Source organism: Microbacterium sp. 05T445 (assembly GCF_056395865.1).
The window spans coordinates 1,541,970-1,565,800 of the sequence record NZ_JBFTKJ010000002.1; the positions used below are offsets into that span (position 1 = coordinate 1,541,970).

23 protein-coding genes are annotated in these 23,831 nt (G+C 71.1%); 20 read left to right on the plus strand and 3 right to left on the minus strand.

Features of this window, described 5'->3' with window-relative positions; translation table 11 throughout:
• The first annotated feature begins 10 nt into the window (after positions 1-10).
• On the plus strand, positions 11-2,260 hold the full coding sequence (locus AC1DDU_RS16820) for a RelA/SpoT family protein (protein ID WP_477436079.1): 2,250 nt from the start codon (positions 11-13) through the stop codon (positions 2,258-2,260).
• Here the strand turns inward: AC1DDU_RS16820 and AC1DDU_RS16825 are convergent.
• The 3 genes from AC1DDU_RS16825 to AC1DDU_RS16835 all read right to left on the minus strand — a co-directional run bounded on the left by AC1DDU_RS16825 (position 2,239) and on the right by AC1DDU_RS16835 (position 4,770).
• Complete coding sequence (locus AC1DDU_RS16825; protein WP_477436080.1) at positions 2,239-2,796, minus strand: hypothetical protein; 558 nt, start codon at positions 2,794-2,796, stop codon at positions 2,239-2,241. The two genes, AC1DDU_RS16820 and AC1DDU_RS16825, sit on opposite strands and share 22 nt — an antisense overlap.
• 75 nt (positions 2,797-2,871) lie before the next feature.
• Positions 2,872-4,368, minus strand: coding sequence for a DUF349 domain-containing protein (locus AC1DDU_RS16830; protein WP_477436082.1), 1,497 nt, complete (start codon positions 4,366-4,368; stop codon positions 2,872-2,874).
• 108 nt (positions 4,369-4,476) lie between these two features.
• Positions 4,477-4,770, minus strand: a complete 294-nt coding sequence (locus AC1DDU_RS16835; RefSeq protein WP_477436084.1) for a dioxygenase — start codon at positions 4,768-4,770, stop codon at positions 4,477-4,479.
• 284 nt (positions 4,771-5,054) lie between these two features.
• On the opposite strand from AC1DDU_RS16835, the gene AC1DDU_RS16840 reads away from it, so the two are divergent.
• The 19 genes from AC1DDU_RS16840 to AC1DDU_RS16930 all read left to right on the plus strand — a co-directional run bounded on the left by AC1DDU_RS16840 (position 5,055) and on the right by AC1DDU_RS16930 (position 23,746).
• A complete protein-coding gene (locus AC1DDU_RS16840) occupies positions 5,055-6,341 on the plus strand; it encodes a replication-associated recombination protein A (RefSeq protein ID WP_477436873.1) in 1,287 nt (428 codons plus the stop codon).
• A gap of 27 nt (positions 6,342-6,368) precedes the next feature.
• Positions 6,369-6,752, plus strand: coding sequence for a hypothetical protein (locus AC1DDU_RS16845; RefSeq protein ID WP_477436086.1), 384 nt, complete (start codon positions 6,369-6,371; stop codon positions 6,750-6,752).
• A gap of 175 nt (positions 6,753-6,927) precedes the next feature.
• Complete coding sequence (gene rpsD / locus AC1DDU_RS16850) at positions 6,928-7,557, plus strand: 30S ribosomal protein S4 (protein ID WP_477436088.1); 630 nt, start codon at positions 6,928-6,930, stop codon at positions 7,555-7,557.
• Positions 7,558-7,714: 157 nt separating this feature from the next.
• The gene (locus tag AC1DDU_RS16855) at positions 7,715-8,011 is read left to right on the plus strand and encodes an ATPase (protein ID WP_477436089.1); all 297 of its coding nucleotides are present in this window, start codon (positions 7,715-7,717) and stop codon (positions 8,009-8,011) included.
• Between the two features lie 100 nt (positions 8,012-8,111).
• Positions 8,112-10,769 carry an alanine--tRNA ligase gene (alaS, locus tag AC1DDU_RS16860; protein WP_477436091.1) on the plus strand — a complete coding sequence of 886 codons (2,658 nt, stop codon included), beginning with the start codon at positions 8,112-8,114 and terminating at the stop codon, positions 10,767-10,769.
• Positions 10,766-11,233 carry a Holliday junction resolvase RuvX gene (ruvX, locus tag AC1DDU_RS16865; protein ID WP_477436093.1) on the plus strand — a complete coding sequence of 156 codons (468 nt, stop codon included), beginning with the start codon at positions 10,766-10,768 and terminating at the stop codon, positions 11,231-11,233. Before alaS ends, ruvX begins: the two co-directional genes overlap by 4 nt.
• Entirely contained in the window at positions 11,233-12,924 is a 1,692-nt protein-coding gene (gene mltG, locus AC1DDU_RS16870) for an endolytic transglycosylase MltG (RefSeq protein WP_477436095.1), read from the plus strand. The genes ruvX and mltG overlap by 1 nt, the downstream gene beginning before the upstream one ends.
• Positions 12,891-13,769: a shikimate dehydrogenase gene (locus tag AC1DDU_RS16875; RefSeq protein WP_477436096.1), complete on the plus strand. Its 879-nt coding sequence runs from the start codon at positions 12,891-12,893 to the stop codon at positions 13,767-13,769. The genes mltG and AC1DDU_RS16875 overlap by 34 nt, the downstream gene beginning before the upstream one ends.
• A 30-nt stretch (positions 13,770-13,799) precedes the next feature.
• Positions 13,800-15,029 carry a chorismate synthase gene (gene aroC, locus AC1DDU_RS16880; protein WP_477436098.1) on the plus strand — a complete coding sequence of 410 codons (1,230 nt, stop codon included), beginning with the start codon at positions 13,800-13,802 and terminating at the stop codon, positions 15,027-15,029.
• Positions 15,013-15,573: a shikimate kinase gene (locus tag AC1DDU_RS16885; protein ID WP_477436100.1), complete on the plus strand. Its 561-nt coding sequence runs from the start codon at positions 15,013-15,015 to the stop codon at positions 15,571-15,573. Before aroC ends, AC1DDU_RS16885 begins: the two co-directional genes overlap by 17 nt.
• Positions 15,570-16,646 carry a 3-dehydroquinate synthase gene (gene aroB / locus AC1DDU_RS16890; RefSeq protein ID WP_477436102.1) on the plus strand — a complete coding sequence of 359 codons (1,077 nt, stop codon included), beginning with the start codon at positions 15,570-15,572 and terminating at the stop codon, positions 16,644-16,646. Before AC1DDU_RS16885 ends, aroB begins: the two co-directional genes overlap by 4 nt.
• Positions 16,647-16,678: 32 nt before the next feature.
• Positions 16,679-17,227, plus strand: coding sequence for a GNAT family N-acetyltransferase (locus tag AC1DDU_RS16895; RefSeq protein WP_477436104.1), 549 nt, complete (start codon positions 16,679-16,681; stop codon positions 17,225-17,227).
• Positions 17,228-17,264: 37 nt separating this feature from the next.
• On the plus strand, positions 17,265-17,723 hold the full coding sequence (aroQ, locus tag AC1DDU_RS16900; protein WP_477436106.1) for a type II 3-dehydroquinate dehydratase: 459 nt from the start codon (positions 17,265-17,267) through the stop codon (positions 17,721-17,723).
• A gap of 46 nt (positions 17,724-17,769) precedes the next feature.
• On the plus strand, positions 17,770-17,976 hold the full coding sequence (locus AC1DDU_RS16905; protein WP_477436108.1) for a TetR family transcriptional regulator: 207 nt from the start codon (positions 17,770-17,772) through the stop codon (positions 17,974-17,976).
• Complete coding sequence (locus tag AC1DDU_RS16910; RefSeq protein ID WP_477436110.1) at positions 17,976-18,428, plus strand: hypothetical protein; 453 nt, start codon at positions 17,976-17,978, stop codon at positions 18,426-18,428. Before AC1DDU_RS16905 ends, AC1DDU_RS16910 begins: the two co-directional genes overlap by 1 nt.
• Positions 18,425-19,432 (plus strand): 3-hydroxyacyl-CoA dehydrogenase, encoded by a 1,008-nt coding sequence (locus tag AC1DDU_RS16915; RefSeq protein ID WP_477436112.1) that lies wholly within the window; start codon positions 18,425-18,427, stop codon positions 19,430-19,432. The genes AC1DDU_RS16910 and AC1DDU_RS16915 overlap by 4 nt, the downstream gene beginning before the upstream one ends.
• A 20-nt stretch (positions 19,433-19,452) precedes the next feature.
• Positions 19,453-20,013, plus strand: a complete 561-nt coding sequence (gene efp, locus AC1DDU_RS16920) for an elongation factor P (RefSeq protein ID WP_477436114.1) — start codon at positions 19,453-19,455, stop codon at positions 20,011-20,013.
• A 3-nt stretch (positions 20,014-20,016) separates the two neighbouring features.
• The gene (gene nusB, locus AC1DDU_RS16925) at positions 20,017-20,427 is read left to right on the plus strand and encodes a transcription antitermination factor NusB (protein ID WP_477436116.1); all 411 of its coding nucleotides are present in this window, start codon (positions 20,017-20,019) and stop codon (positions 20,425-20,427) included.
• A 49-nt stretch (positions 20,428-20,476) separates the two neighbouring features.
• Positions 20,477-23,746, plus strand: a complete 3,270-nt coding sequence (locus tag AC1DDU_RS16930) for a DEAD/DEAH box helicase (RefSeq protein WP_477436118.1) — start codon at positions 20,477-20,479, stop codon at positions 23,744-23,746.
• The last annotated feature ends 85 nt before the right edge of the window (positions 23,747-23,831 follow it).

Below are 23,831 nucleotides of genomic sequence, written 5' to 3' on the forward strand. Positions count from 1 at the left end.
AGGGGATCGAGTGACAGAGACCGTCCCTCCCGCCCAGTCCTCGTCCCTGCGCCGGCTCGTTCCGCGGATCTTCTCGCGCTCGGCGCGCCGCGACGACGTCGAACAGCTGCTTCGGACGGTGCGCACGCACCATCCGAAGGGCGACCTGTCGATCGTCGAGCGCGCGTACTCGGTGGCCGAGACGGCGCACTCGGGACAGGCGCGGCAGAGCGGCGAGCCGTACATCACGCATCCGCTGGCCGTCGCGCAGATCCTCGCGGATCTGGGCCTGGGCCCCCGCGCGATCGCAGCGGCCCTGCTGCATGACACGGTCGAGGACACCGAGTACTCCCTGGAGATGCTCACCCAGGAGTTCGGCGACGAGGTCGCCATGCTCGTGGACGGCGTGACCAAGCTCGACAAGGTCAAGTACGGCGAGAGCGCCCAGGCCGAGACGGTCCGCAAGATGATCGTCGCGATGTCGCGCGACATCCGCGTGCTGCTCATCAAGCTCGCCGACCGCCTCCACAATGCGCGCACCTGGGGGTTCGTCCCGCCGGAGAAGGCGCGCAAGAAGGCGACCGAGACGCTCGAGATCTACGCGCCGCTCGCGCACCGGCTCGGCATCCAGGCGATCAAGTCCGAGCTCGAGGACCTCTCGTTCGCCGTGCTGCACCCCAAGCTGTACGCCGAGATCGACAGCCTCGTGAAGCAGCGGACGCCGCAGCGCGAGCAGTACGTGCAGAGCGTGATCGACGCCGTCGACAGCGACCTGCGCGAACTGCGCATCCGCGGCCGCGTGATGGGCCGACCGAAGCAGCTGTACTCCGTCTACCAGAAGATGGTCGTCCGAGGTCGCGAGTTCGACGACATCTACGACCTCATCGGCATCCGCGTGCTCGTGGGCAGCGTCCGCGACTGCTACGCCGTGCTCGGCGCCATCCACGCGCGGTGGACACCGCTGCCGGGGCGCTTCAAGGACTACATCGCGACGCCCAAGTTCAACCTCTATCAGTCGCTGCACACGACGGTCATCGGCCCGGGCGGACGCACCGTCGAGATCCAGATCCGCACGCACGAGATGCATCAGCAGGCCGAGTACGGCGTCGCGGCGCACTGGAAGTACAAAGAGCAGATGAACGGCGGCAAGTCGGGCTCGAAGTCGCTCGACACCGACATGGCCTGGCTCGCCCACATCTCCGACTGGCAGGCCGAGACGGCCGACCCCGGCGAGTTCCTCGACTCGCTGCGGTTCGAGATCGGCGCGAAAGAGGTCTACGTCTTCACCCCGAAGGGGCGGGTGATCGGCCTTCCCGCCGGTGCGACCCCTGTGGACTTCGCCTATGCCGTCCACACCGAGGTCGGCCACCGCACCATGGGGGCGAAGGTCAACGGCCGCCTCGTGCCGCTCGAGTCCGAGCTCAAGAGCGGCGATGTCGTCGAGGTGTTCACCTCGAAGAACCCGGATGCCGGCCCCAGCCAGGACTGGCTCGGCTTCGTCCGGAGCACCCGGGCCCGCAACAAGATCCGCGGCTGGTTCACGAAGGAGCGCCGCGAGGAGGCGATCGAGCAGGGCAAGGAGTCGATCGCCCGCGCGATGCGCCGGCAGAACCTGCCGCTGCAGCGCCTGATGAGCCAGGACTCGTTCTCCGAGGTCGCCCACCAGCTGCGCTACGAAGACGTCTCCGCCCTGTACGCGGCGGTCGGCGAGGGTCACGTCTCGACGCAATCGGTCATCGAGAAGGTCACGGCGCTCGTCGCGGCCAACGACACCGCGACCGGCCCGATCGACCTGCCCGTCGTCGGCCGTGCCCGTGCGCCGCGCGGCGGCGACTCCGGGATCCTGGTGCGCGGGGCCCCCGACATCCTCGTCAAGCTCGCCAAGTGCTGCACGCCGGTCCCCGGGGACCAGATCGTCGGCTTCGTCACCCGCGGCAGCGGCGTCTCGGTGCACCGTGCCGACTGCACGAACGTGAAGTCGCTCATGCAGGACCCGGAGCGCCTCATCGACGTCGAATGGGCGCCCACGACCAAGAGCGTGTTCCTGGTGCAGATCCAGGTCGAGGCGCTCGACCGCTCCGGGCTGCTCAGCGACGTCACCCGCGTGCTCAGCGAGCACCACGTGAACATCCTGTCGGCGACCGTCTCGACGACCAACGACCGCTTGGCGCTCAGTCGCTTCGTGTTCGAGATGGGCGACATCGTCCACCTCGACCGTGTCCTCAACGCGGTCCGGCGGATCGACGCCGTCTACGACGTCTATCGCGTCACGTCGTCCTGAATCTCTGCGAGGATCGCCCCGAGGCGCACGAGCGCCGTGCGCTTGTGGGGGAGCACCCCCGCCTCGAGCCGCGAGATCGCGCGGGAGACGGCATCCGGGTCCACCCGTGCCAGCATCAGGGCCGCCCGTGCGTGCTCGTCGCCCGCGGCGCGTGACAGATCGACCAGCGTGCGCTCGACAGTGGTGACCCGTACGCCCCCGAGCAACTGCAGGTCGTCGGCGGGCACGGCGAGGTCGCGGTAGACGAGCTGCCGGTCGGGGACGACGTGGAGCCGCCGCGAGACGGCGCGCTGCACGGTGTGACGCGCCGGCGGCATCGGGAGACCGCCGTGCACCCACGCCGCGCTCAGGTGGGTCGCGGCGAGTCGGTCGCCGAGGATGCGGCTCAGCGAGCCCGCGCGCAGCGCGGCGGTCTCGACCGCATCCGCCGGCATGTACGCGTCGCCGAGCTCGACGAGATGCCCGTCGAGACAGGCAGCCGTCAGCTCGGCGCGCGAGAGGCGGTCGTCGACGAAGTAGAGGAACGGCGAGGCCATACCGGGAGTGTGCCGCACCGGCGTCGGCGGACGGATGCCGTCAGCCGACGCCTGTGGACAACCCCGGTGGGGCGATCAGCCGCCCAGCGCCTTGAGCCACGACCGGCGCGCCTCGAGCGCCTCGGTCGCGTTCGCGATGGCCTTCTTGTCGCCGGTCTTCTTCGCCGCAGCGAGTTCGTCCTCGAGCTTCTCGATGGCGTCCGTCAGCTGGCGCGTCATGTCGTTCGCACGCGCCTTCTGCTCCGGGTCGTTGCGCTTCCAGTCGGCGTCCTCGCGCCCGCGCAGACCGTTCTCGATGCGACGCAGCTCGTCGTCGAGGGAACGCTCCGTGTCGCGCGGGAAGATGCGGCCGATCTCGTCCCAGCGGCGCTGGATGCCGGTCAGGATCGAGCGCGCCTTCGCGATGTCGCGCTCGTCGGGGACGACCTTCGCCTCTTCGAGCAGCGCACGCTTCAGGTCGATCTTCTCTCGGGACGCCTCGGCATCCGCCGCTTCGCGCTCCACGCGGGCGCCGTAGAGCGCGTCGCCGGCTGCCTTGAACCGCGCCCACAGCGCGTCGTCGACCTTCTTGCCGGCACGGCCCGCGGTCTTCCAGTCGTCCAGCAGCTCGCGATAGGCCGGGATGCCGTCCTCACCCTTGGACGAGAGAGCCTCGGCCTTCTCGACCAGCGCCGTCTTGCGGTCGCGGACGGCCTTGTGCGCCTCGTCGAGCTCGGCGTAGAACGCGCGCCGGTGCTTGTCGACGGTGGCGCGTGCGTCGCGGAATCGCTTCCAGAGCTGCTGCGCCGTCGACTTGGGCAGGCGGGGGCCGTGCTGCTGCTGCGACTGCCACTGCTCGAACAGCGCGTTGAGGTCGGCGGTGGCCTGCTTCCACTGCACGGTGCGGGGGTCGCGGGCGGCAAGCGCCTCGGCCTTCTCGACCAGCTCGGTGCGTGCCTTGACCGCGTCTTCGACGGCTTCGCGCGCCGCGACGGCCTCGGTCTCGGACTCGGCGGCGAGCGTCTGCGTCAGCGCGGCCACGCGCGCAACCAGGCTCGCGAGGTCGCCCACGGCGGCGGCGCCGTCGAGCTTGCCGTTGATGGTCCGCGCGGTGGATCGGAGGTCGGAGGCGGATGCCCCGCCGCGGCGGTGCCGCACCTCCAGGAGCGTCACCTCGCCGGCGAGGTCCGCGTACTTGCGCTCGAAGTACGCGAGCGCCTCCTCGGCCGATCCGTCGGGGTACTGGCCGACCACTCGCCAGCCGTCGGCCTCGCGGACCGACACGGTGCCGTCGTCGTCGACGCGGCCCCACGGCTCGGCGGCGGGGGCCTCCACGACCACCTCGACGACCTCGACGGCGACCACGTCACCGTCGTCGGCCACCTCGACGATCTCCACGGCGTCGACTTCGACGACCTCGACGCTCTCGTCCGCGGGGGCTTCCTCGGCGGGGGCCTCGTCCGCGGGGGCCTCCTCGACGGGAGCCGTAGTGTCGGCGTTGCCCGCCGCGTCGTTCGCGGAGGACTCGTTCTCGCCGGCCTCGGGCGTCTCGGGGGCGTCGGTCTCGGGCTGGGAGTCTGCTGCGGCAGTCACGGGATGCACCTCATCACGGCTCACGCCGTTGTAGGGAGTAGGACGGGTCACAGCCTAGTACGGCGGATGCCTCGTCTCCGATGCCCTCCGCCGATGAGGACCGTGGTGTCAGGGCGTCGGGGTGGCGCTCGGCTCGGGCGTGGTGGCCGTCGGGCTCGGGGCCGGCGTCGTGGCGGTGGGAGTCGGCGTCGACGTGGGGGCCGGCACGCCCGGACCTGCGATGAAGTAGGCGGTCTGCACGCCGATGAGGCCCAGCACGACAAGGCCGCCCACGATGCCCGCGATCAGATTGTCGCGGGTGCGACGGCGCTCCTGGGCGTCGTGGAACTGCCGTCGTGCCTCGTACAGCCGCGTGCGCTCGCGCGCAGCCCGCGCGTCGCGGTTCTTGCCACCGTTCGCCACGTGACCTCCTCGTTCACTCCGTCCGCGCCTCCGCCTCGGCGCCGTCGGATGGACGCGGGCATCGGGTCGCAGGTGCCTGGATCCGCACCCGGGCGGGTTGATCCTACGGGGCGCCACCGCGGCGGCCAAACCACGGCCGATCCGGTGTCCCAGACGCGGGATAGCCTGGTGGGGTGACGATCTCCGCTCCCTCTCCGCGTGCCTCCGGCGCGTCGCGCGGAGCCGCCGGGAGCGGGGGCGCACAGACCGCGCTCTTCCAGGGGCTGACCCCGCTCGCGGTGCGTATGCGTCCCACCTCCCTCGAAGAGGTCGCCGGTCAATCGCATCTGCTTCGGGCGGGATCGCCGCTGGTGACGCTGGCCAACCCCGATGCCGCCGCCCGCGCTGCGACGTCGGTCATCCTGTGGGGCCCTCCCGGTACCGGCAAGACGACGCTCGCGCAGGCGATCGCACGTTCCTCGGGTCGCCGCTTCGTCGAACTGTCGGCCGTCACCGCGGGCGTGCGCGACGTCCGCGAGGTGATGCAGGAGGCGCTGACTCAGCGCGACCTCTACGGGCAGTCCACGATCCTCTTCCTCGACGAGATCCACCGCTTCACCAAGGCGCAGCAGGACGCACTGCTGCCGGGCGTCGAGAACGGCTGGGTGGTCCTCATCGCGGCGACCACCGAGAACCCGTCGTTCTCGGTGATCTCGCCCCTGCTCTCACGATCCCTGCTGCTGACCCTCAAGCCGCTCACCGACGACGACCTCGGGATGCTGCTCGATCGCGCCGTCGCCGATGCGCGAGGCCTCGCCGGCGCGGTCGCCCTCGGTGGCGACGCCCGCGAGGCCCTCGTGCGCCTCGCCTCGGGCGACGCCCGCCGGGCGCTCACGGCGCTCGAGGCTGCGGCATCCCTCGCCGTCCCCGACGACGACGATGCCGACGGGGGCACGCCCGAGGTCACCGCCGAGCAGGTCGCCCAGGCGGTGGATCGCGCGCTGCTGCGCTACGACCGGCAGGGCGACGAGCACTACGACGTCATCAGCGCGTTCATCAAGTCGATCCGCGGATCGGATGTGGATGCCGCGATGCACTACCTCGCCCGCATGATCGAGGCGGGGGAGGACCCTCGGTTCATCGCACGCCGCCTGATCATCTCGGCCGCCGAGGACATCGGCCTCGCCGACCCGCAGGCCCTGCCGATCGCCGTCGCCGCTGCCGACGCCGTGCAGTTCATCGGAATGCCCGAAGGCCGCATCCCGCTCGCCGAGGCGACGGCCTATCTCGCCACGACGGCGAAGTCCAACGCCGCGTACCTCGCGATCGACGCCGCGATCGCGGACGTGCGCAGCGGCGGGTTCGGGCGGGTGCCGGTGCACCTGCGCGACGCGCACTACCCCGGAGCGAAGCGGCTGGGGCACGGCAAGGGGTACGTCTACCCCCACGACGCCGAGATCGGCATCGCCCCGCAGCAGTACCTGCCCGACGAGCTGCGCGGCCGCCGCTACTATCAGCCGAAAGCCCTCGGGGCCGAACGGGATGTCCAGGCCCGCCTGGAGAAGATCCGCCGCATCCTCGAAGGCGAGTGACGGCACCGATTCCGAACGGAGCATCGCATGACCCCGGCTGTCGTCGCGTGCCTTGTCGCTTGCGTCGTCCTGGGCGCGCTGGCGGTCCTCCAGATCTGCGTCGCAGCCGGCATGCCGTGGGGACGCCTCGTCTGGGGCGGACAGCACACGGTGCTGCCTCGGCGCCTGCGAGTCGGCAGCGCCGTGTCGGCGGTGCTCTACGTGGGGTTCGCCGGGATCCTGCTCAGCCGTGCCGGACTGCTGCCCGGTGGCCAGACAGCGGTGATCCGCGTTCTGACGTGGGTGCTCTTCGCGTACTTCGTCATCGGAATCGGCATGAACGCGATCTCACGCAGCCGAGCCGAACGGCTGACGATGACCCCCGCGTGCGCCGTGCTCGCGGCGTCGACGCTGGTCGTGGCGCTCTCCTGAGGGGCACATCCCAGATCTGGTAGGCTTGAGCGGCTCGAAACTCCGTTTTCGGGCATCCCCTCTCTTCTGAACCACCTTCCGGCATGCCCCGGCGTGCAGTCCGGACAGGGCGAAGACAGGGCGATACGCCCGCGAGCCGTGAAAGACACGGCAGCGTCATCGAAAGGAACACTTCGTGGCAACGAAGTCCCAGGACCGCCGCAAGGTCCGTCTGTCCCGCGCTCTCGGCGTGGCCCTCACCCCGAAGGCCGCCAAGTACCTCGAGAAGCGCCCCTACGCTCCGGGTGAGCACGGCCGCACCAAGCGCAAGCAGGACAGCGACTACGCCGTCCGCCTCCGCGAGAAGCAGCGTCTGCGCGAGCAGTACGGCATCCGCGAGAAGCAGCTGCGCATCCAGTTCAACGAGGCCCGCCGCACCCAGGGCCTGACGGGTGAGAACCTCGTCGAGCAGCTCGAGATGCGTCTGGACGCCCTCGTCCTGCGCGCCGGCTTCGCCCGCACCACCGCGCAGGCGCGTCAGCTCGTCGTGCACCGCCACATCCTCGTGGACGGCCAGCTCGTCGACCGCCCGTCGTTCCGCGTGAAGCCGGGTCAGCTCATCCACGTCAAGGGCAAGAGCGAGGGCCTCGAGCCCTTCCAGGTGGCGGCTGCCGGCGGTCACGCCGACGTCCTGCCCCCCGTTCCGGGCTACCTCGAGGTCGAGCTCGACAAGCTGCAGGCCCGTCTCGTGCGTCGCCCCAAGCGCGCCGAGGTCCCGATCGTCTGCGACGTCCAGCTCGTCGTCGAGTACTACGCCGCTCGCTGATCCGTTCAGCGACCGACGGTCGTACACGAAGGGCGCCGGGGCAACCCCGGCGCCCTTCGCCGTCTCCGGCGGCACGCGTCGTTTCCGCATGACGGGTCGCGTTTCGGCCTACGATGGATGGATGCCGCGCCCCGGCGGCCCGCGAGGAAGTGGTGACATGAAGAACCTCCTGTGGTTCCTGCTCGGCATCGCCGGTGGGTTCGTTCTCGCGCACCTGGTCAACAAGGACCCGCGCGGACACGAGATCCTCGCTGACGTCGACGCCCGCATCACGGAGTTCACCGATCGCATCGGCGACGCGTACCGCGAGCAGGAGGCGCGCTTCGCGGGCCTCGTCGACGACGTGCGGGATGCCGCCGCCGACGCCGCGAGCTCCGCGGCATCCGGCCTGGCCGAGGCTGCGACCGACGTGGCCGAAGCCGCCAAGGGCGCGGCGGACAAGCTCACCGACTGATTCCGGCTCACCGCCCTCGCGGCAGCGGGCGCACACCGCGTCCGCGCCCGACATCCGCTTTCGAACACGCACGCATTCGCACGCACACGCAAGGACCCGCATGAAGACCGCCGAGATCGCACAGCGCTTCCTCGATTACTTCGAGAAGAACGGCCACACCATCGTCCCCTCGGCATCGCTGGTGACCGACGACCCGGCGCTGCTGTTCACGGTGGCCGGCATGGTGCCGTTCATCCCGTACCTGTCGGGCGACGTGCCGGCGCCGTACCCGCGCGCGGCCGACAACCAGAAGTGCATCCGCACGAACGACATCGAAGAGGTCGGCAAGACCCCGCGCCACGGCACGTTCTTCCAGATGCTGGGCAACTGGTCGTTCGGCGACTACTTCAAGGAAGGCGCGATCCGCTACGCGTGGGATCTGCTGACCAGCCCCGAGTCCGAAGGCGGACTCGCGTTCGACCAGAAGGATCTGTGGGTCACCGTCTACGAAGAGGACGACGAAGCCCACGACCTCTGGCTGAAGCTCACCGACCTTCCTGAGGAGCGCATCCAGCGTCTCGGCAAGGACACGAACTACTGGAGCACCGGGCTTCCGGGCCCCGCGGGCCCCTGCTCGGAGATCTTCTTCGACCGCGGGCCGGAGTACGGCATCGACGGCGGCCCCGCCACCGACGACGACCGGTACGTCGAGATCTGGAACCTCGTGTTCATGCAGTACGAGATCACCAACGTGCGCTCGAAGTACGACTTCGACATCGTGGGCGAACTGCCGAACAAGAACATCGACACCGGCATGGGCCTGGAGCGCATCGCGTTCATCAAGCAGGGCGTCGACAACATGTACGAGACCGACCAGGTGCGTCCGGTCCTCGACAAGGCGGTCGAGCTGTCGGGCCGCACGTACGGCGCGAGCCATGAGGACGACGTGCGCTTCCGCGTCGTCGCCGACCACGTCCGTTCGTCGCTCATGCTGATGTCGGACGGCGTCACGCCCTCCAACGACGGCCGCGGCTACATCCTGCGCCGCCTGATGCGTCGTGTGATCCGCTCGATGCGTCTGCTGGGCGTCGACGGGCCGACCTTCGACGTGCTGTTCGCGGCATCCCGCGACGCCATGAAGGACGCCTACCCCGTGGTCGAGGCGGACTGGGCGCGCATCTCGCAGTACGCCCTCGCCGAAGAGGCGACGTTCCTGCGCACGCTCGCCGCGGGCGAGGCGATCCTCGACGAGTCGCTCGCCGAGACGAAGGCGGCCGGCGGCACGTCGATCCCCGGCGACGAGGCGTTCCTGCTGCACGACACCTACGGGTTCCCGATCGACCTCACGCTCGAGATCGCCGAGGAGGCGGGCCTGACCGTCGACCGCGCGGCGTTCGACACCCTGATGCAGGAGCAGCGCGCACGCGCCAAGGCCGACGCGCGGGCGCGCAAGCGCCAGCTGGCAGACACCAGCGTCTACCGCGACCTGCGGGCGCAGGGCGAGACCGTGTTCACCGGCTACACCGACCTCGAGGCGGAGTCGCAGGTGCTCGGCATCCTCATCGACGGCGTGTCGGTCGATCGCGCCGGCGTCGGCCAGATCGCCGAGGTGATCCTCGCCGAGACCGCCCTGTACGCCGAGTCCGGCGGCCAGGTGGCCGACAAGGGCGTCATCGTGGGCCCGGGCTACGAGCTCGAGGTGCTCGATGTGCAGAAGCCGGTGCCCGGCCTCATCAGCCACACCGTCGAGGTGTCGACAGGTGAAGTGGGCGTCGGCCAGCCGGCGACGACGGTGGTGGATGCTGCGAACCGCCGCGCCGCGCGACAGGCGCACTCCGCCACCCACCTCGTGCACGCCGCGCTGCGCGACACGCTCGGCAAGACCGCGACGCAGGCGGGCTCGCTCAACCGCGCCGGTTACATGCGCTTCGACTTCTCGTGGGGCCAGTCGCTCTCGGACGACACCAAGACCGAGATCGAGGAGATCGCCAACAACGCGGTGCGCGACAACCTCGAGGTGACCACGCGCGTGCTGCCGCTGGACGAGGCGAAGTCGCTCGGTGCGATGGCGCTGTTCGGCGAGAAGTACGGCGACACCGTGCGCATGGTCGACATCGGCGGCCCGTGGTCGCGCGAGCTCTGCGCCGGCACGCACGTGTCGACCAGCGCCGAGATCGGGCTCATCAGCCTCGTCGGCGAGTCGTCGGTGGGCGCCTCGAACCGCCGTGTCGAAGCGCTCGTCGGTCTGGACGCGTTCCGCTCGCTCGCGGCAGAGCGCGCGCTGGTGTCGCAGCTCACGTCGTCGCTCAAGGCGCCGCGCGAGCAACTGCCCGCGCGCATCGCCGAGCTCCAGGCGAGCCTCAAGGCGGCCGAGAAGAAGATCGCGGCGTTCGAGGCCAAGGCGCTCGGCGACCGTCTGCCCGCCCTCACCGGCGCGGCGACCCGGATCGGGGACACCCTGGTCGTCGCGGAGTCGCTCGGCAGCGCGGCATCCGCCGACGACGTCCGCTCGCTCGCCCTGCAGGTGCGGGACCGCCTCGGATCGGACGCGGCGGTCGTCGCGCTCGGCGCGGTCGTGAACGACCGTCCGGTCGTCATCGTGGCCACCAACGACGCCGCTCGCGCGGCGGGCGCGAAGGCGGGCGTGCTCGCCAAGGGCGCCGCGGGTGTCCTCGGCGGCGGCGGCGGAGGTCGCGACGACGTCGCCCAGGGCGGCGGTACGGATGCCGCGGCGCTCCCGGCGGCGCTGGCCTCGGTGAAGGACGCACTCGGCGCGTGAGCGGGTTCCGGCGGGGGACGCGGCTCGGGATCGACGTGGGCAAGGCCCGGGTCGGGGTGGCCAGGTGCGATCCCGACGGGCTGCTCGCGACGCCCGTGGAGACGGTGCCGCGCGACGAGTCGTCGGTGGCGAGGATCACGGCGCTGGCCGACGAGTACTCGGCGGCCGAGCTCTACGTGGGCCTGCCGCTGAACATGCGCGGTGAGGACACCGCGTCGACCCACGACGCGCGCGAGTTCGCGGCGGCACTGGCGGCGGCATCCGCTCTGCCCGTCCGTCTCGTCGACGAGCGCCTGTCGACGGTGTCGGCACACGCCGCTCTGCGCAGTTCGGGCAGATCCCAGCGATCGTCGCGTAGCATCGTTGACCAGGTCGCCGCGGTCGTTCTGCTCCAGCAAGCGCTCGATGTCGAGAAGAACACCGGTCGCCCGCCCGGAACACTCGTCCCCCAGGAGCCCGCCTGATGTCCGACTCATCGCCCACCGGCGACGCCGTGCCCATGTCGCGTCGCGCCGCCCGCGAGGCCGCCGCCCGTCACGCGGCGACGGGGGAGACGCCCACGGCGCAGCCGGCTGATGCGACGGCAGCGGCATCCGCCTCGACGGAGCCGGCCCCGGCCGCCCCGGGGGCACCCGTCACCTGGGATTCGCTCATCACCGGTGCCACACCCATCATCGGGAGCGGTCCCACCGCTGCGGCGGAAGCTCCGGCGGAAGCGCCGGCGGATGCCGAGCCGGCACCGGGGAGCGGCTTCCAGCCCGTGCCTCTGCGCACGCCGCGCCCGTCCCGCACCGACCTCGATGCGACCGCCGACACGGATCCGTGGCTGTTCTCCGGCGACACCGCGCCCGCGATGCCCTACAGTCGTGGCAACACCGGCGCGACCGCGACGGTGACCGCCACGGCGGCTCGGACGGCGACGTTGGCCGACCGATCGCCCCAGCAGACCGCGCAGCGTCCGCCCACGGCCACGCTCGACGACCTGTTCAGCGGTTCGACCTCGACGGACGACATCGGATACGTGCCACCGCCCACGAACAAGAAGCGCCGCCGCGTCGGCGGGTGGATCGCCCTCGGTGTCGTCCTTGTCATCCTCGGCGGCATCGCCGCGGGCGGTCTGTACGTGTGGACCACCTACGAGGACAAGATCCGCGAGGTGATGGGGTGGGAGGAGCCCAAGGACTACGAGGCGGGCCTGGCCACCGGCGAGACCTCCATCACCATCGAGTCCGGCTTCACCGGTGAGCCGATCTCGAAGGCGCTGTACGACGCCGGCGTCACCAAGACCCCCGACGCCTTCTACGACTACCTGATCAAGAGCGGTCAGAACCCGAACTTCCAGCCCGGTGTCTACACGCTCCAGAAGAAGATGACGTCCGAAGCCGCCCTGGCAGCGCTGCTGGATCCCGCGAACAGGATGGAGTACACCGCTCAGATCCCCGAGGGCTTCACGGTCCAGGGGACGCTCGAGCGCATCTCCGAGGGCACCGGCATCCCGCTCGACCAGCTGCAGGCCGCCGTCGCCGACCCTGCCGCCTACGGTGTGCCCGTCGATCCGGCCATCGTCGCGGCGGGCGGACAGCCGCTCGAGGGCTGGCTGTTCCCTGCGACCTACACCTTCGATCCGAACGTGACGGCGCAGTCCGCGATCCAGACCCTCGTGGACCGGACCGTGGAATCGCTCGATGCGGCAGGCGTGCCGGTGGACAAGCGCCAGGAGATCCTCACGACCGCCTCGATCATCCAGCGCGAGGCGCGCTACGAGGCGGACATGCAGAAGGTGTCGCGCGTCATCCAGAACCGGCTCGACCCCGGCAACCAGGAGACGTTCGGCAAGCTGCAGATGGACTCGACGGCGCAGTACGGCTACGGCGAGCTGCACGACGGTTCGGCCAGCTCCTCCCAGGAGGCGCTGGACGACCCGAACCCGTGGAACACGTACGTCCACACCGGTCTGCCGATCGGCCCCATCGCCAATCCGGGCGACGTCGCGATCAACGCGGCGATGCACCCCGCCGACGGGCCGTGGCTGTACTTCGTCACGGTCAACATGGACACCGGCGAGACGGTCTTCACGAACACCTACGCAGAGCACCAGAAGGCGATCAAGCAGATGCAGCAGTGGTGCTCCGAGCACCCGGACTCGGGGTGCTGAACCCGGCGGCCACCCGCCTGGAGGTGTGGGGCGACCCCATCGCGCACAGCCGTTCACCGCAGCTGCACGCGGCGGCGTACGACGTGCTCGGCCTGGACTGGACGTACGGACGCCGGCAGGTGGGCGAGGAGTCGTTCGCCGGTGAGCTCGCGGGGCTCGACGACACGTGGCGCGGCCTGTCGCTCACCATGCCCCTCAAGGGCGTGGGGTTCGCCGCAGCGGTCGACCGCGACCGCCGAGCCGAGCTGACGGGCGCGGTGAACACGCTCCTGCTCGACCGGACCGGGCCTCGCGGCTTCAACACCGACGTCGGCGGCATCGTGCGGGCACTCGCGGACGAAGGCGTCACGGCCGTCCCGGACGCGCGCATCGTCGGCGCCGGCGCCACGGCGACGTCCGCCCTGGTGGCACTGGCCGAGCTGGGCGCCCGCGAGGTGGAGGTCGTCGCGCGCCGTCCGGAAGCCGTCGAACCGCTCATGCGGCTCGGCGTCCGCCTCGACCTCGACGTGACCGCGGCGCCGTTCGCGGCATCCGCTCTGCGCGACGTGCCCCTGACGATCGCGACGCTCCCCGGCGACGCGCCCGTTGCGGATGCCGCGGCCGACGCGCTCGCCCGCTCCGGCGGCCTGCTGCTGGACGTCGTGTACGGGCACTGGCCGACGGTCCTGTCGGCGGCGTGGGAGCGCGCAGGCGGGACGGCCCGCTCCGGACTGGGGATGCTGCTGCATCAGGCACTGCTGCAGATCCGGATCTTCCGGCACGGCGACCCCGACACCCCGCTCGCGGAGGAGGCGCGCGTCCTCGCCGCGATGCGGAGCGTGCTCGAAGGCCCCGCGGCGGCGTAACCCCCGCCGCGGGCGTGGGAGACTGGACCAATGCTCCGCGTGCTCACGGCCGGCGAATCGCACGGCCCCGAACTCGTCGCCGTCATGGAGGGTCTGCCTGCGGGCGTCCCCATCTCCCGCGCCGCGATCCAGGCGGATCTCGCGCGCCGCAAGCTCGGCTACGGCCGCGGGTCGCGCATGAAGTTCGAAGAGGACGAGCTGACGATCTCGTCGGGTGTCGTCCAGGGGTTCACGCTCGGCAGCCCCATCGCCCTGCGCATCGGCAACACCGAGTGGCCCAAGTGGGCCGAGGTGATGAGCGCCGAGCCGGTCGAGCTCACCGAGAAGTCGCGTGGCCGCGGTGCGGCGCTCACGCGCCCCCGGCCTGGGCACGCCGACCTCGTCGGCATGCAGAAGTACGGGTTCGACGAGGCCCGTCCCATCCTGGAGCGCGCGAGCGCGCGTGAGACCGCGGCCCGCGTCGCCCTCGGTGCGCTGGCCCGGGCGTTCCTCAGCGAGCTCGGCATCCGGCTGGTCAGCCACACGCTCTCGATCGGGCCGGTGCAGGTGCCGTCCGGTGCGGCGCTGCCCACGCCCGACGACGTCGAGGCGCTCGACGCCGATCCGCTGCGCTGTTTCGACGCCGCCACGAGCGCGGCGATGGTCGCCGAGGTCGACGACGCCCGCAAACAGGGCGACACGCTGGGCGGCATCGTCGAGGTGCTGGCCTACGGCCTTCCGCCGGGACTCGGATCGCACGTCCACTGGGACCGGCGCCTGGACGCGAAGCTCGCGCAGGCGCTCATGAGCATCCAGGCGATCAAGGGCGTCGAGGTCGGCGACGGCTTCGAGACGACCCGCCGCCGTGGCTCCGCCGCTCACGACGAGCTGTTCACCGCGACCGACGGCATCACCCGTTCCAGCGACAAGGCGGGCGGCACCGAGGGCGGCATGTCGACCGGCACCGTGCTCCGCGTCCGTGCCGGAATGAAGCCCATCGCCACCGTGCCGCGGGCGCTGCGCACCGTCGACGTCGCCACCGGCGACGCGGCCTCCGCCCACCACCAGCGCTCCGACGTGTGCGCGGTGCCCGCTGCCGGCGTCGTGGCCGAGGCGATGGTCGCGGTCGTGCTGGCCGAGGTCGTGCTGGAGAAGTTCGGCGGCGACAGCATCGCCGAGACGCGCCGCAACTTCGAGGGATACCTCGCGGCCATTCCGGAGGCGCTGCGCAGCGCGACGGAGAGCGACGCCGGCATCGCCGACCATGACCTCGCCCTCTGACGTCGTCGTTCTGATCGGCCCGATGGGGGCCGGCAAGACGAGCATCGGCCGGAAGGTCGCCAAGGCGCTGCGGGTGCCGTTCTACGACACCGACGCCGCCGTGGTGCGCGACCACGGGCCCATCGATGCGCTGTTCGCCGAGCGCGGCGAAGCGCATTTCCGCGCGCTCGAGCGTGCCGCGGTGTCCGACGGCCTCGCCGGCGGCGGCGTCGTGTCGCTCGGCGGCGGTGCCGTGCTCGACCCGACCACCCGCGCCGCGCTGGCGGAGCACCGCGTCGTGCTGCTCACCGTGTCGCCGCGCGTCGTGGCCGCGCGCGTGCGCGATTCGAACCGGCCGCTCCTGCAGGGCGAGGACGCCATGACCCGGTGGACCGCGATCTTCGAGGAGCGCCGCCCGGTGTACGAGGAGCTCGCCGACGTGACGTTCGACACGTCCAGCGGACCGCTGCAGGATGTCGTCGACGCGATCGTCGCCTGGGTCCGCGGCGGCACTGCCGAGCCGACGCCGCACGACGGCGCGCACGAGAAGGAGCAGAAGGCATGACCGATGCCACGACCATCGCCGTGAGCGGGGACGCCAGCTACGAGATCACCGTGGGACGCGGCATCCTGTCGTCCCTCGGCGAGGCTCTGCCGCCCGCCGCCCGCAAGGTGCTGGTGATCCACCCGCCCACCCTTGCGGAGCAGGCCGAACGTCTGCGCGCGCAGCTGGTCGGCGACCGCGAGGTGCTGCTCGCCGAGATCCCCGACGCCGAGGCGGGCAAGCGCATCGAGGTCGCCGCGTTCTGCTGGCAGGTCATGGGCAAGGCGGACTTCACCCGCACCGACGCCGTCGTCGGCTTCGGTGGGGGAGCGGTGACCGATCTCGCGGGCTTCGTCGCCGCCACCTGGCTGCGCGGCGTCGAGGTCGTGCAGGTGCCGACCACCGTGCTCGGCATGGTCGACGCCGCCGTGGGCGGAAAGACGGGCGTGAACACCGCCGAGGGCAAGAACCTCGTGGGCGCGTTCTGGGCGCCGCGCGCCGTGATCTGCGACCTCGACCTGCTCGACACGCTGTCGCGCAACGAGCGGGTCGCGGGCTACGCCGAGGTCGTCAAGGCCGGCTTCATCTGGGCGCCCGAGATCCTCGACCTCGTGGAGGCGGACCCCGAGAACGCCGTCGATCCGCGCAGCGCCGCGTTCCGACGCACCATCGAGCTCGCGATCGAGATGAAGGCGCGCGTCGTGGGGGAGGACCTCCGCGAGGCGGGTCTGCGCGAGATCCTCAACTACGGGCACACCCTCGGCCACGCGATCGAGCACGCCGAGCGCTACCGCTGGCGCCACGGCGCCGCGATCTCGGTGGGCATGGTCTTCGCGGCGGAGCTCTCGCGTCTGGCGGGCCGGCTTCCGGATGCCGCCGTCCAGCGTCACCGCGACATCCTCGAGTCGCTGGGGCTGCCGGCGAGCTACCGCCCCGGAGCCTGGCCGCAGCTGCTGTCGTCGATGCAGCGCGACAAGAAGAGCCGCGGCGGCATGCTGCGGTTCATCGTGCTCGACGACATCGCGAAGCCGACCGTGCTGCAGGCGCCGGACGAGTCGCTCCTGTTCGCCGCGTACCAGGAGGTCGCCGGCTGAGCCCGCGGCGAGGACCGCGGTAGGGTGCACGGATGACGGCATCCCCCGATCCCGGTGTCGCGGTGCGCCGCATCCGCTCCGACGAATGGCCCGCGGTGCGCGCGCTGCGACTGGAGTCGACGAGCGACCCGGACGCCGGCATCGCCTTCCTCGAGACGCCGGAGCAGGTCGCCGCACGCTCCGAGCAGTTCTGGCGCGACCGCGCCGAGATCGCGGCGCAGAGCGACACCACCGCGCAGTTCGTCGCGCTGGTCGACGGCAGCTGGGTCGGGAGCCTCTCGGTCCTCATCCGCGCCACGGGTCAGACCGACCATCTGGGGCGATTCGTGGACGACCGCAGGGCGGACGTCGTCGGGGTCTACGTCAACCCGGCGCACCGGGGCTCGGGCGCCGTCGATCTGCTGCTCGCCGCGGCAGCGGAGTGGGCGACCAGGCAGGGTCTTCACCGGCTCAGCCTCGACGTGCACCGTGACAACCCCCGCGCCCAGGCCGCCTACCGCCGTGCCGGGTTCGTGCCCACCGGCGAGACCTTCTCGAGCTCGATCGGACCGGAGATCGTGATGGCACGGCCGTTGCCCTGACGCAGGGCGACCTGTCGCCCGCTGATATCGTGCGACCATGACCACCCCTCGCCGGCTCCTGCTCGTCAACGGTCCCAACCTCAACCTGCTGGGCACCCGCGAGCCTGAGATCTACGGCACCGCGACGCTGGCCGACGTGGTGCAGCTGACCACGGATGCCGCCGCCCGCCGCGGCTTCGAGGTGCGATCCGTGCAGAGCAACCACGAGGGCGTGCTCCTGGACGCCATCCATGCCGCCCGCGAGGACTGCGCCGGCATCGTGATCAATCCCGGCGGCCTCACGCACACCTCCGTCGTGCTGCGCGACGCGCTCTCCGGCGTGGCGCTCCCGGTGGCGGAGGTGCACATCTCCGACGTGCGCGCCCGCGAGGAGTTCCGTCACCACTCGTACGTGGCGGACATCGCCGTCGTGCACGTGATCGGGGAGGGCGTGGCGGGCTATGCCACCGCGGTGACGCGCCTCATCGACATCCTCACCGGTCAGGCGGAGGGCTGAACACCACATAGTTGAAGTGCACTCATTTTTGAGTACACGCATTTATATGGACCCCCGGAATGCGGAGCTCCACCCCGTGGGGCGACGCGAACGCAACAAGGACACCAAGCGCGCCGCCATCTTCGATGCTGCGGCGGCCCTCTTCGAGGCGCAGGGCTTCGCCGCCGTCACCCCCCAGCAGATCGCCGACCGTGCGGACGTCGCCGCCGGCACGGTCTCCGCTACGCCTCATCGAAGGCCGAGCTCCTGCTGATGGTGTACAACGTCGAGTTCGAGCGCGCCGTCGCGCGCGGCCACGACGCCGCAGCACGTTCCGATGACCGCGAGGACGCGGTCATCGCGCTGCTCGCTCCCGTGCTGGACTGGGGGAGCACGCACGCCGAGAACACGCTCGCCTATCAGCGCGAACTGCTGTTCGGGACCACGAACGAGCGGTACCGCGCAGAAGGACTCGAACTCGCCGCCGATCTCGTGTCCAGGATCGCAGCGATCATCGCCCACCCCGATCCGGCCGACGACGATGCCGTCCAGGCCGCGCGTTCGGTGTTCGGCGCCCTCCACCTCGCACTGATCGAGATCGTGACAGCCGTGTGGCACCTCACCGACCCCGTCGCCACCCTGTCGGGCCAGATTCGTCAGATCATCGCCGGAGCGGACCGCACGGCCCGGCACCCCGACGAACACGGAAAGGGAGAACAACCATGACAGACACGAAGATCGCCACGGTCGCCGTCCTCGGCACCGGTGTGCTGGGCGCACAGATCGCCTTCCAGACCGCCTATCGCGGCTTCCCGGTGACCGCGTACGACATCAGCGACGACGCGCTCTCGGCCGCGCGCGAGCGCTTCACCCGCCTGGGCCACACCTATGCCGCCGAGGTGCCGGGAGCGACACCCGAGACGATCGCCGCCGCGCACGCGCGCCTGCAGCTCACGACGGACCTGGCGGTCGCAGCCCAGGCCGACCTCGTGATCGAGGCGATCCCCGAGATCCTCGACCTCAAGCGGTCGACCTTCGAGAAGCTCGGTGCGCTGGCACCGGCATCCACCATCTTCGCCACCAACTCGTCGACGCTGCTGCCCAGTCAGATCGGCGACGCGAGCGGACGGCCGGACCGCTTCCTCGCGCTGCACTTCGCCAATCGCGTGTGGCAGTTCAACACCGCCGAGGTCATGGGGACCCCCGAGACGGACCCCGATGTGTTCGCCGAGGTCGTTCGGTTCGCCGGCGACATCGGCATGGTGCCCATCGAGCTGCGCAAGGAGAAGGCGGGCTACGTCCTCAACTCGCTGCTGGTCCCGCTGCTGAACTCGGCCATCGCGCTGGCGGCCGACGGCTATGCCGACGTGGACGACATCGACCGCACCTGGCGCATCGCGACGGGAGCACCCATGGGTCCGCTCCAGATCCTCGACGTCATCGGACTGACCACGCCGTACAACATCCTCACGCACGGCTCGGGGGCCGACGCGAAGCTCGCGGAGTGGCTGAAGGAAACTACATCGACGAAGGCCGGCTGGGCGTGGCGACCGGGCAGGGCTTCTACACGTACGCCTGAGCTGCGGCGTCACCTCCGCGTTCACCGGCGGTCCGCCGGACCGTGTCACGGAATGCCGCGGCCTCGCACCAGGCCCGCGCCGCGGCATCCCGTAGAATGTCCTGTCGGCGGTGCGTCGCAGGACGCGCCCGCCCCGAACGACTTTCCCTGACGAACGGACAGATTCACCTCATGGCTTCCACCGCAGACATCAAGAACGGCGTCGTCCTCAGCATCGACGGACAGCTGTGGAGCGTGGTCGAGTTCCAGCACGTCAAGCCGGGCAAGGGCGGCGCGTTCGTCCGCACGAAGCTCAAGAACGTCGTGTCGGGCAAGGTCGTCGACCGCACCTACAACGCCGGCGCGAAGATCGAGATCGAGAACGTCGACCGCCGCGACTTCACCTACCTGTACAACGACGGCGAGGGCTTCGTCTTCATGGACGTGGCCGACTACGACCAGCTGACGGTCGGCGCCGCCACGGTCGGCGACGCGGCCCACTTCCTGCTCGAGAACCAGCAGGTGCAGATCGCGCTCAACAACGGCAACCCGCTGTACGTCGAGCTGCCGGCATCCGTCGTCCTCGAGATCACCTACACTGAGCCGGGCCTGCAGGGCGACCGCTCGTCGGCCGGCACCAAGCCCGCCACGCTCGAGACCGGCTACGAGATCCAGGTTCCGCTGTTCCTGGAGACCGGCACCAAGGTCAAGGTCGACACCCGTACGGGCGATTACCTCGGCCGCGAGAAGTAAGGCGTGAGCGCCCGCTCGAAGGCGCGCAAACGCGCGCTCGACATCCTCTTCCAGGCCGACGTCCGCGGCGACGAGCCGGCGACCGTGCTCGCCGCCGAGGCCAAGCGCGCGGCCAACGAGCCCGCCCGGCAGACCTCGTGGCTGTACGCCCGCGAGATCGTCGACGGCGTGATCGACAACCAGGACGCCATCGACGAGCAGATCACCACGTTCGCGAAGGACTGGACGCTCGCCCGCATGCCCGCCGTCGACCGCGCCGTACTGCGCATCGGCGTGTGGGAGATCCTCTACAACGACGAGGTCCCCACCGCCGTGGCGATCGACGAGGCGGTCGAGCTCGTCAAGGAGTTCTCGACCGACGAGTCGGGGCCGTTCGTCCACGGCGTGCTCGCCCGCATCGCCCGCGCGAGCTGACCGCCCGGCGCGCGCCCGTGTGTCGGCGGGGCTTGGCAGGATGGATGCCGTGACCCCGTCGGCCGGACCCCCTCCGTTCGTCGACCCCGGCAGCATCCGCCGCAGCAGCGACAGCGGCACATACGAGCGCGGGGTCGCGTACTTCGCCGACGGCGCCGTGCAGCGGCTCGACTGGGACCCCGTCACCGCGATCATCGAGGCCGTCGTGGACGGCAGCGGCGGGCGCACGTACCGGACCCGCGTCCGGCTGGATCCGCAGCACCCGGATCGACCGATCGCGGCGACCTCATGCACATGCCCGGTGCAGTTCGACTGCAAGCACACCATCGCGACGCTGCTCGCGGGCAACAGCCTCGCGTCCGCCGCACCCGGCGAGCCGGCGGGGGCGTCGTGGCGCGCGGTGCTCGCACCGGCGGACGCGGCGCCGCGCACCCGCACACCCCTGGCACTCGGGATCGAGCTGCGCCAGCGCGTCCGCCGCGGAGCATCGTCCTGGGCGCCCGCGCGCGTGGAGTCCGCGACGCCGCGCGGCCTTCACCAGCACGGCACCGATGTGCTCGTGGGGCTGCGCCCGCTCGAGCGGTCCGCGCGCTCGGACGCCTGGATCAAGGGCGGGGTCTCGTGGGACGCGCTGCGCCGCCCGACCACCGCATACGACCCCGCGCAGGCCCGCTGGTTCGCCGAGCTGCACAGCATCGGCCGCGACGTCCGCTCCTTCGGCGCCTTCTCCGACGTCTCGGAGTGGCTCACCCTGGACGACATCGAGTCGAGCCTGCTGTGGCCGCACCTGACCGTGGCGGGCGGTCTCGGCATCCCACTGGTGCCGACCAAGCGCACCGCCTCGGTCGCGCTGGCATCGACCGCCGCGGTCACCGTGCAGGCGCGACGCACCGCAGGCGGCCTCGAGATCGCGCCGCTCGTCACCGTCGACGGGGAGCGAGCGGATGCCGCAGCCGTCCGGCCCGTCGGCCGCACCGGCCTCTACCGCTTCGCGGTGCAGCGCGAGCGCATCGACCTCGTGCTGGCCGCCGTCGCGCTGCCCGACCCGCTGCCGGCGCTCCTGACCGCGCGCGAGGCCGTCGCGGTGCCGGCCGACGAGGCCGAGGAGTTCGTGCGCGACCACCTGCCGCGGATCGCACGACGGGTCGCGATCGACGCGCCGGGCTTCGAGGTCGCACCGCCGCCTCAGCCGCGCCTGGTCGCGATGGTCCGGTTCGAGCCGAGCCACCGGCTGGTGTACACGCTGTCGTGGCGATACGGCGACGCCGACCTGCTCGGCTGGGACTCGGCAGGCGAGGACCGCGACGCGGCGGCCGAAGGGCTCATCCGCGGCCGCGTCGAGGACCTCTGGCGCGATCACGCCCCGGTGGACTTCGCTTCCGCGGGTTCGCTGTCGGGGACCGACGCGGCCGAGTTCGCGTCGCAGCTGCTTCCGCTGCTCGAAACCGATCCCGACGTGAGCGTGGAGATCTCGGGGGAGCGGCCGCGTTATCGCGAGCTCGCCGGCGATCCCCGGATCGCGGTGTCCACGGTCGAGACGACCGACGCGGACTGGTTCGACCTCGGCGTGGTGGTCACCATCGACGGCCGGCGCATCCCGTTCGGGACGCTGTTCACGGCGCTCTCGCGCGGACGCAAGAAGATCCTGCTCAGCGACGGCGCGTACTTCTCGCTGTCGCACCCCTCGCTGCAGCGGCTGCGCGACCTCATCGACGAGGCCGGGGAGCTCGACGAGTGGGAGACGGGGCCGCGCCTGAGCCGCTATCAGACCGCGCTCTGGGCGGACTTCGAAGACCTCGCCGACGAGGCGCAGCCCGCCGTCTCGTGGCGCACGACGGTCGAGGCGCTCCGCGATGCCGACGGCGTGCCCGCTGCGCCGCTCCCGATATCCCTGCACGCGCAGCTGCGCCCGTACCAGAAGGTCGGGTACGACTGGCTCGCCTTCCTGTGGCGGCACCGCCTCGGCGGGATCCTCGCCGACGACATGGGACTGGGCAAGACGCTGCAGCTGCTGGCCCTGCTCGCCCACGCTCGTGAGAGCGGCGAAGCGCGGCCCTTCCTGGTGGTCGCGCCCACCTCCGTGCTGTCGACGTGGCGCAGCGAAGCCGCACGGTTCACGCCCGACCTGCGGGTGGTCGTGGTCGACGCGACGCGCGCGAAGCGCGGTACGACGGTGACGGATGCCGCCGCCTCGGCCGACGTCGTGGTGACCTCGTACACGCTGCTGCGGCTGGACGAACGCGAGTACGGCGCCGTGGAATGGGCGGGCCTCATCCTCGACGAGGCGCAGTTCGTGAAGAACAGCCAGACCAAGGCCTACCGGGTCGCGCGCGACCTGCGCGCGGACGTCGTGTTCGCGGTCACCGGCACCCCGATGGAGAACAGCCTCACCGAGCTGTGGGCCCTGCTCTCGCTCACCGCGCCGGGACTGTTCGCCTCCGGCCGGCGCTTCCGTGAGGAGTACGTGGGGCCGATCGAGAAGGGCAAGGTCCCCGAGAACCAGGAGGGTGGTGCGTACCGCGCCGGGCGCCTCGCGCGGCTGCGGCGCCGCATCCGCCCCCTCGTCCTGCGCCGCACGAAGGAACTCGTCGCGGCCGACCTTCCCGCCAAGCAGGAGCAGGAGGTGCGCATCGAACTGGGAGCCGCTCACCGCGCCCTCTACGACACCGTGCTGCAGCGGGAACGGCAGAAGGTGCTCGGACTCCTGGACGACCTCGATCGCAACCGCTTCATCGTGTTCCGGTCGCTGACGCTGCTGCGGATGCTGAGCCTGGCTCCCGAACTGGTCGATCCGGCGCACGCGCACATCGCGCCCAGCAAGCTCGGCCCGCTCTTCGAGCAGCTCGACGAGGCGCTGGCGGAAGGGCACCGCGCACTCGTGTTCAGTCAGTTCACCTCGTTCCTGGGCCTGGTGGCCGCGCGACTCGAGGAGCGCGGCATCCCGTACGCCTATCTCGACGGATCGACACGCGACCGCGACGCGGCCGTCGATGCGTTCCGCGGGGGAGAGGCGCCGGTCTTCCTCATCAGCCTCAAGGCCGGCGGCTTCGGCCTGACACTCACCGAGGCGGACTACGTCTTCCTCCTGGACCCCTGGTGGAACCCCGCCGCCGAGGCGCAGGCGGTCGACCGTGCGCACCGCATCGGCCAGCACCGCAGCGTGATGGTCTACCGGCTCATCGCGAGCGGCACGATCGAGGAGAAGGTGATGGCGCTGCAGCAGCGCAAGGCCCGCCTGTTCCGCTCGGTCATGGACGACGACGCGCTCTTCGGCAAGGCCCTCACCGCCGACGACATCCGCGGTCTGTTCTCCGACTGAGGCTCCGGCGGCACCGCAGCCGAGCGCGCCGGAACGCCGCGGATCCGCTTTTGCACGGCCGGGGCGACCGGTACCCACGGCGAGC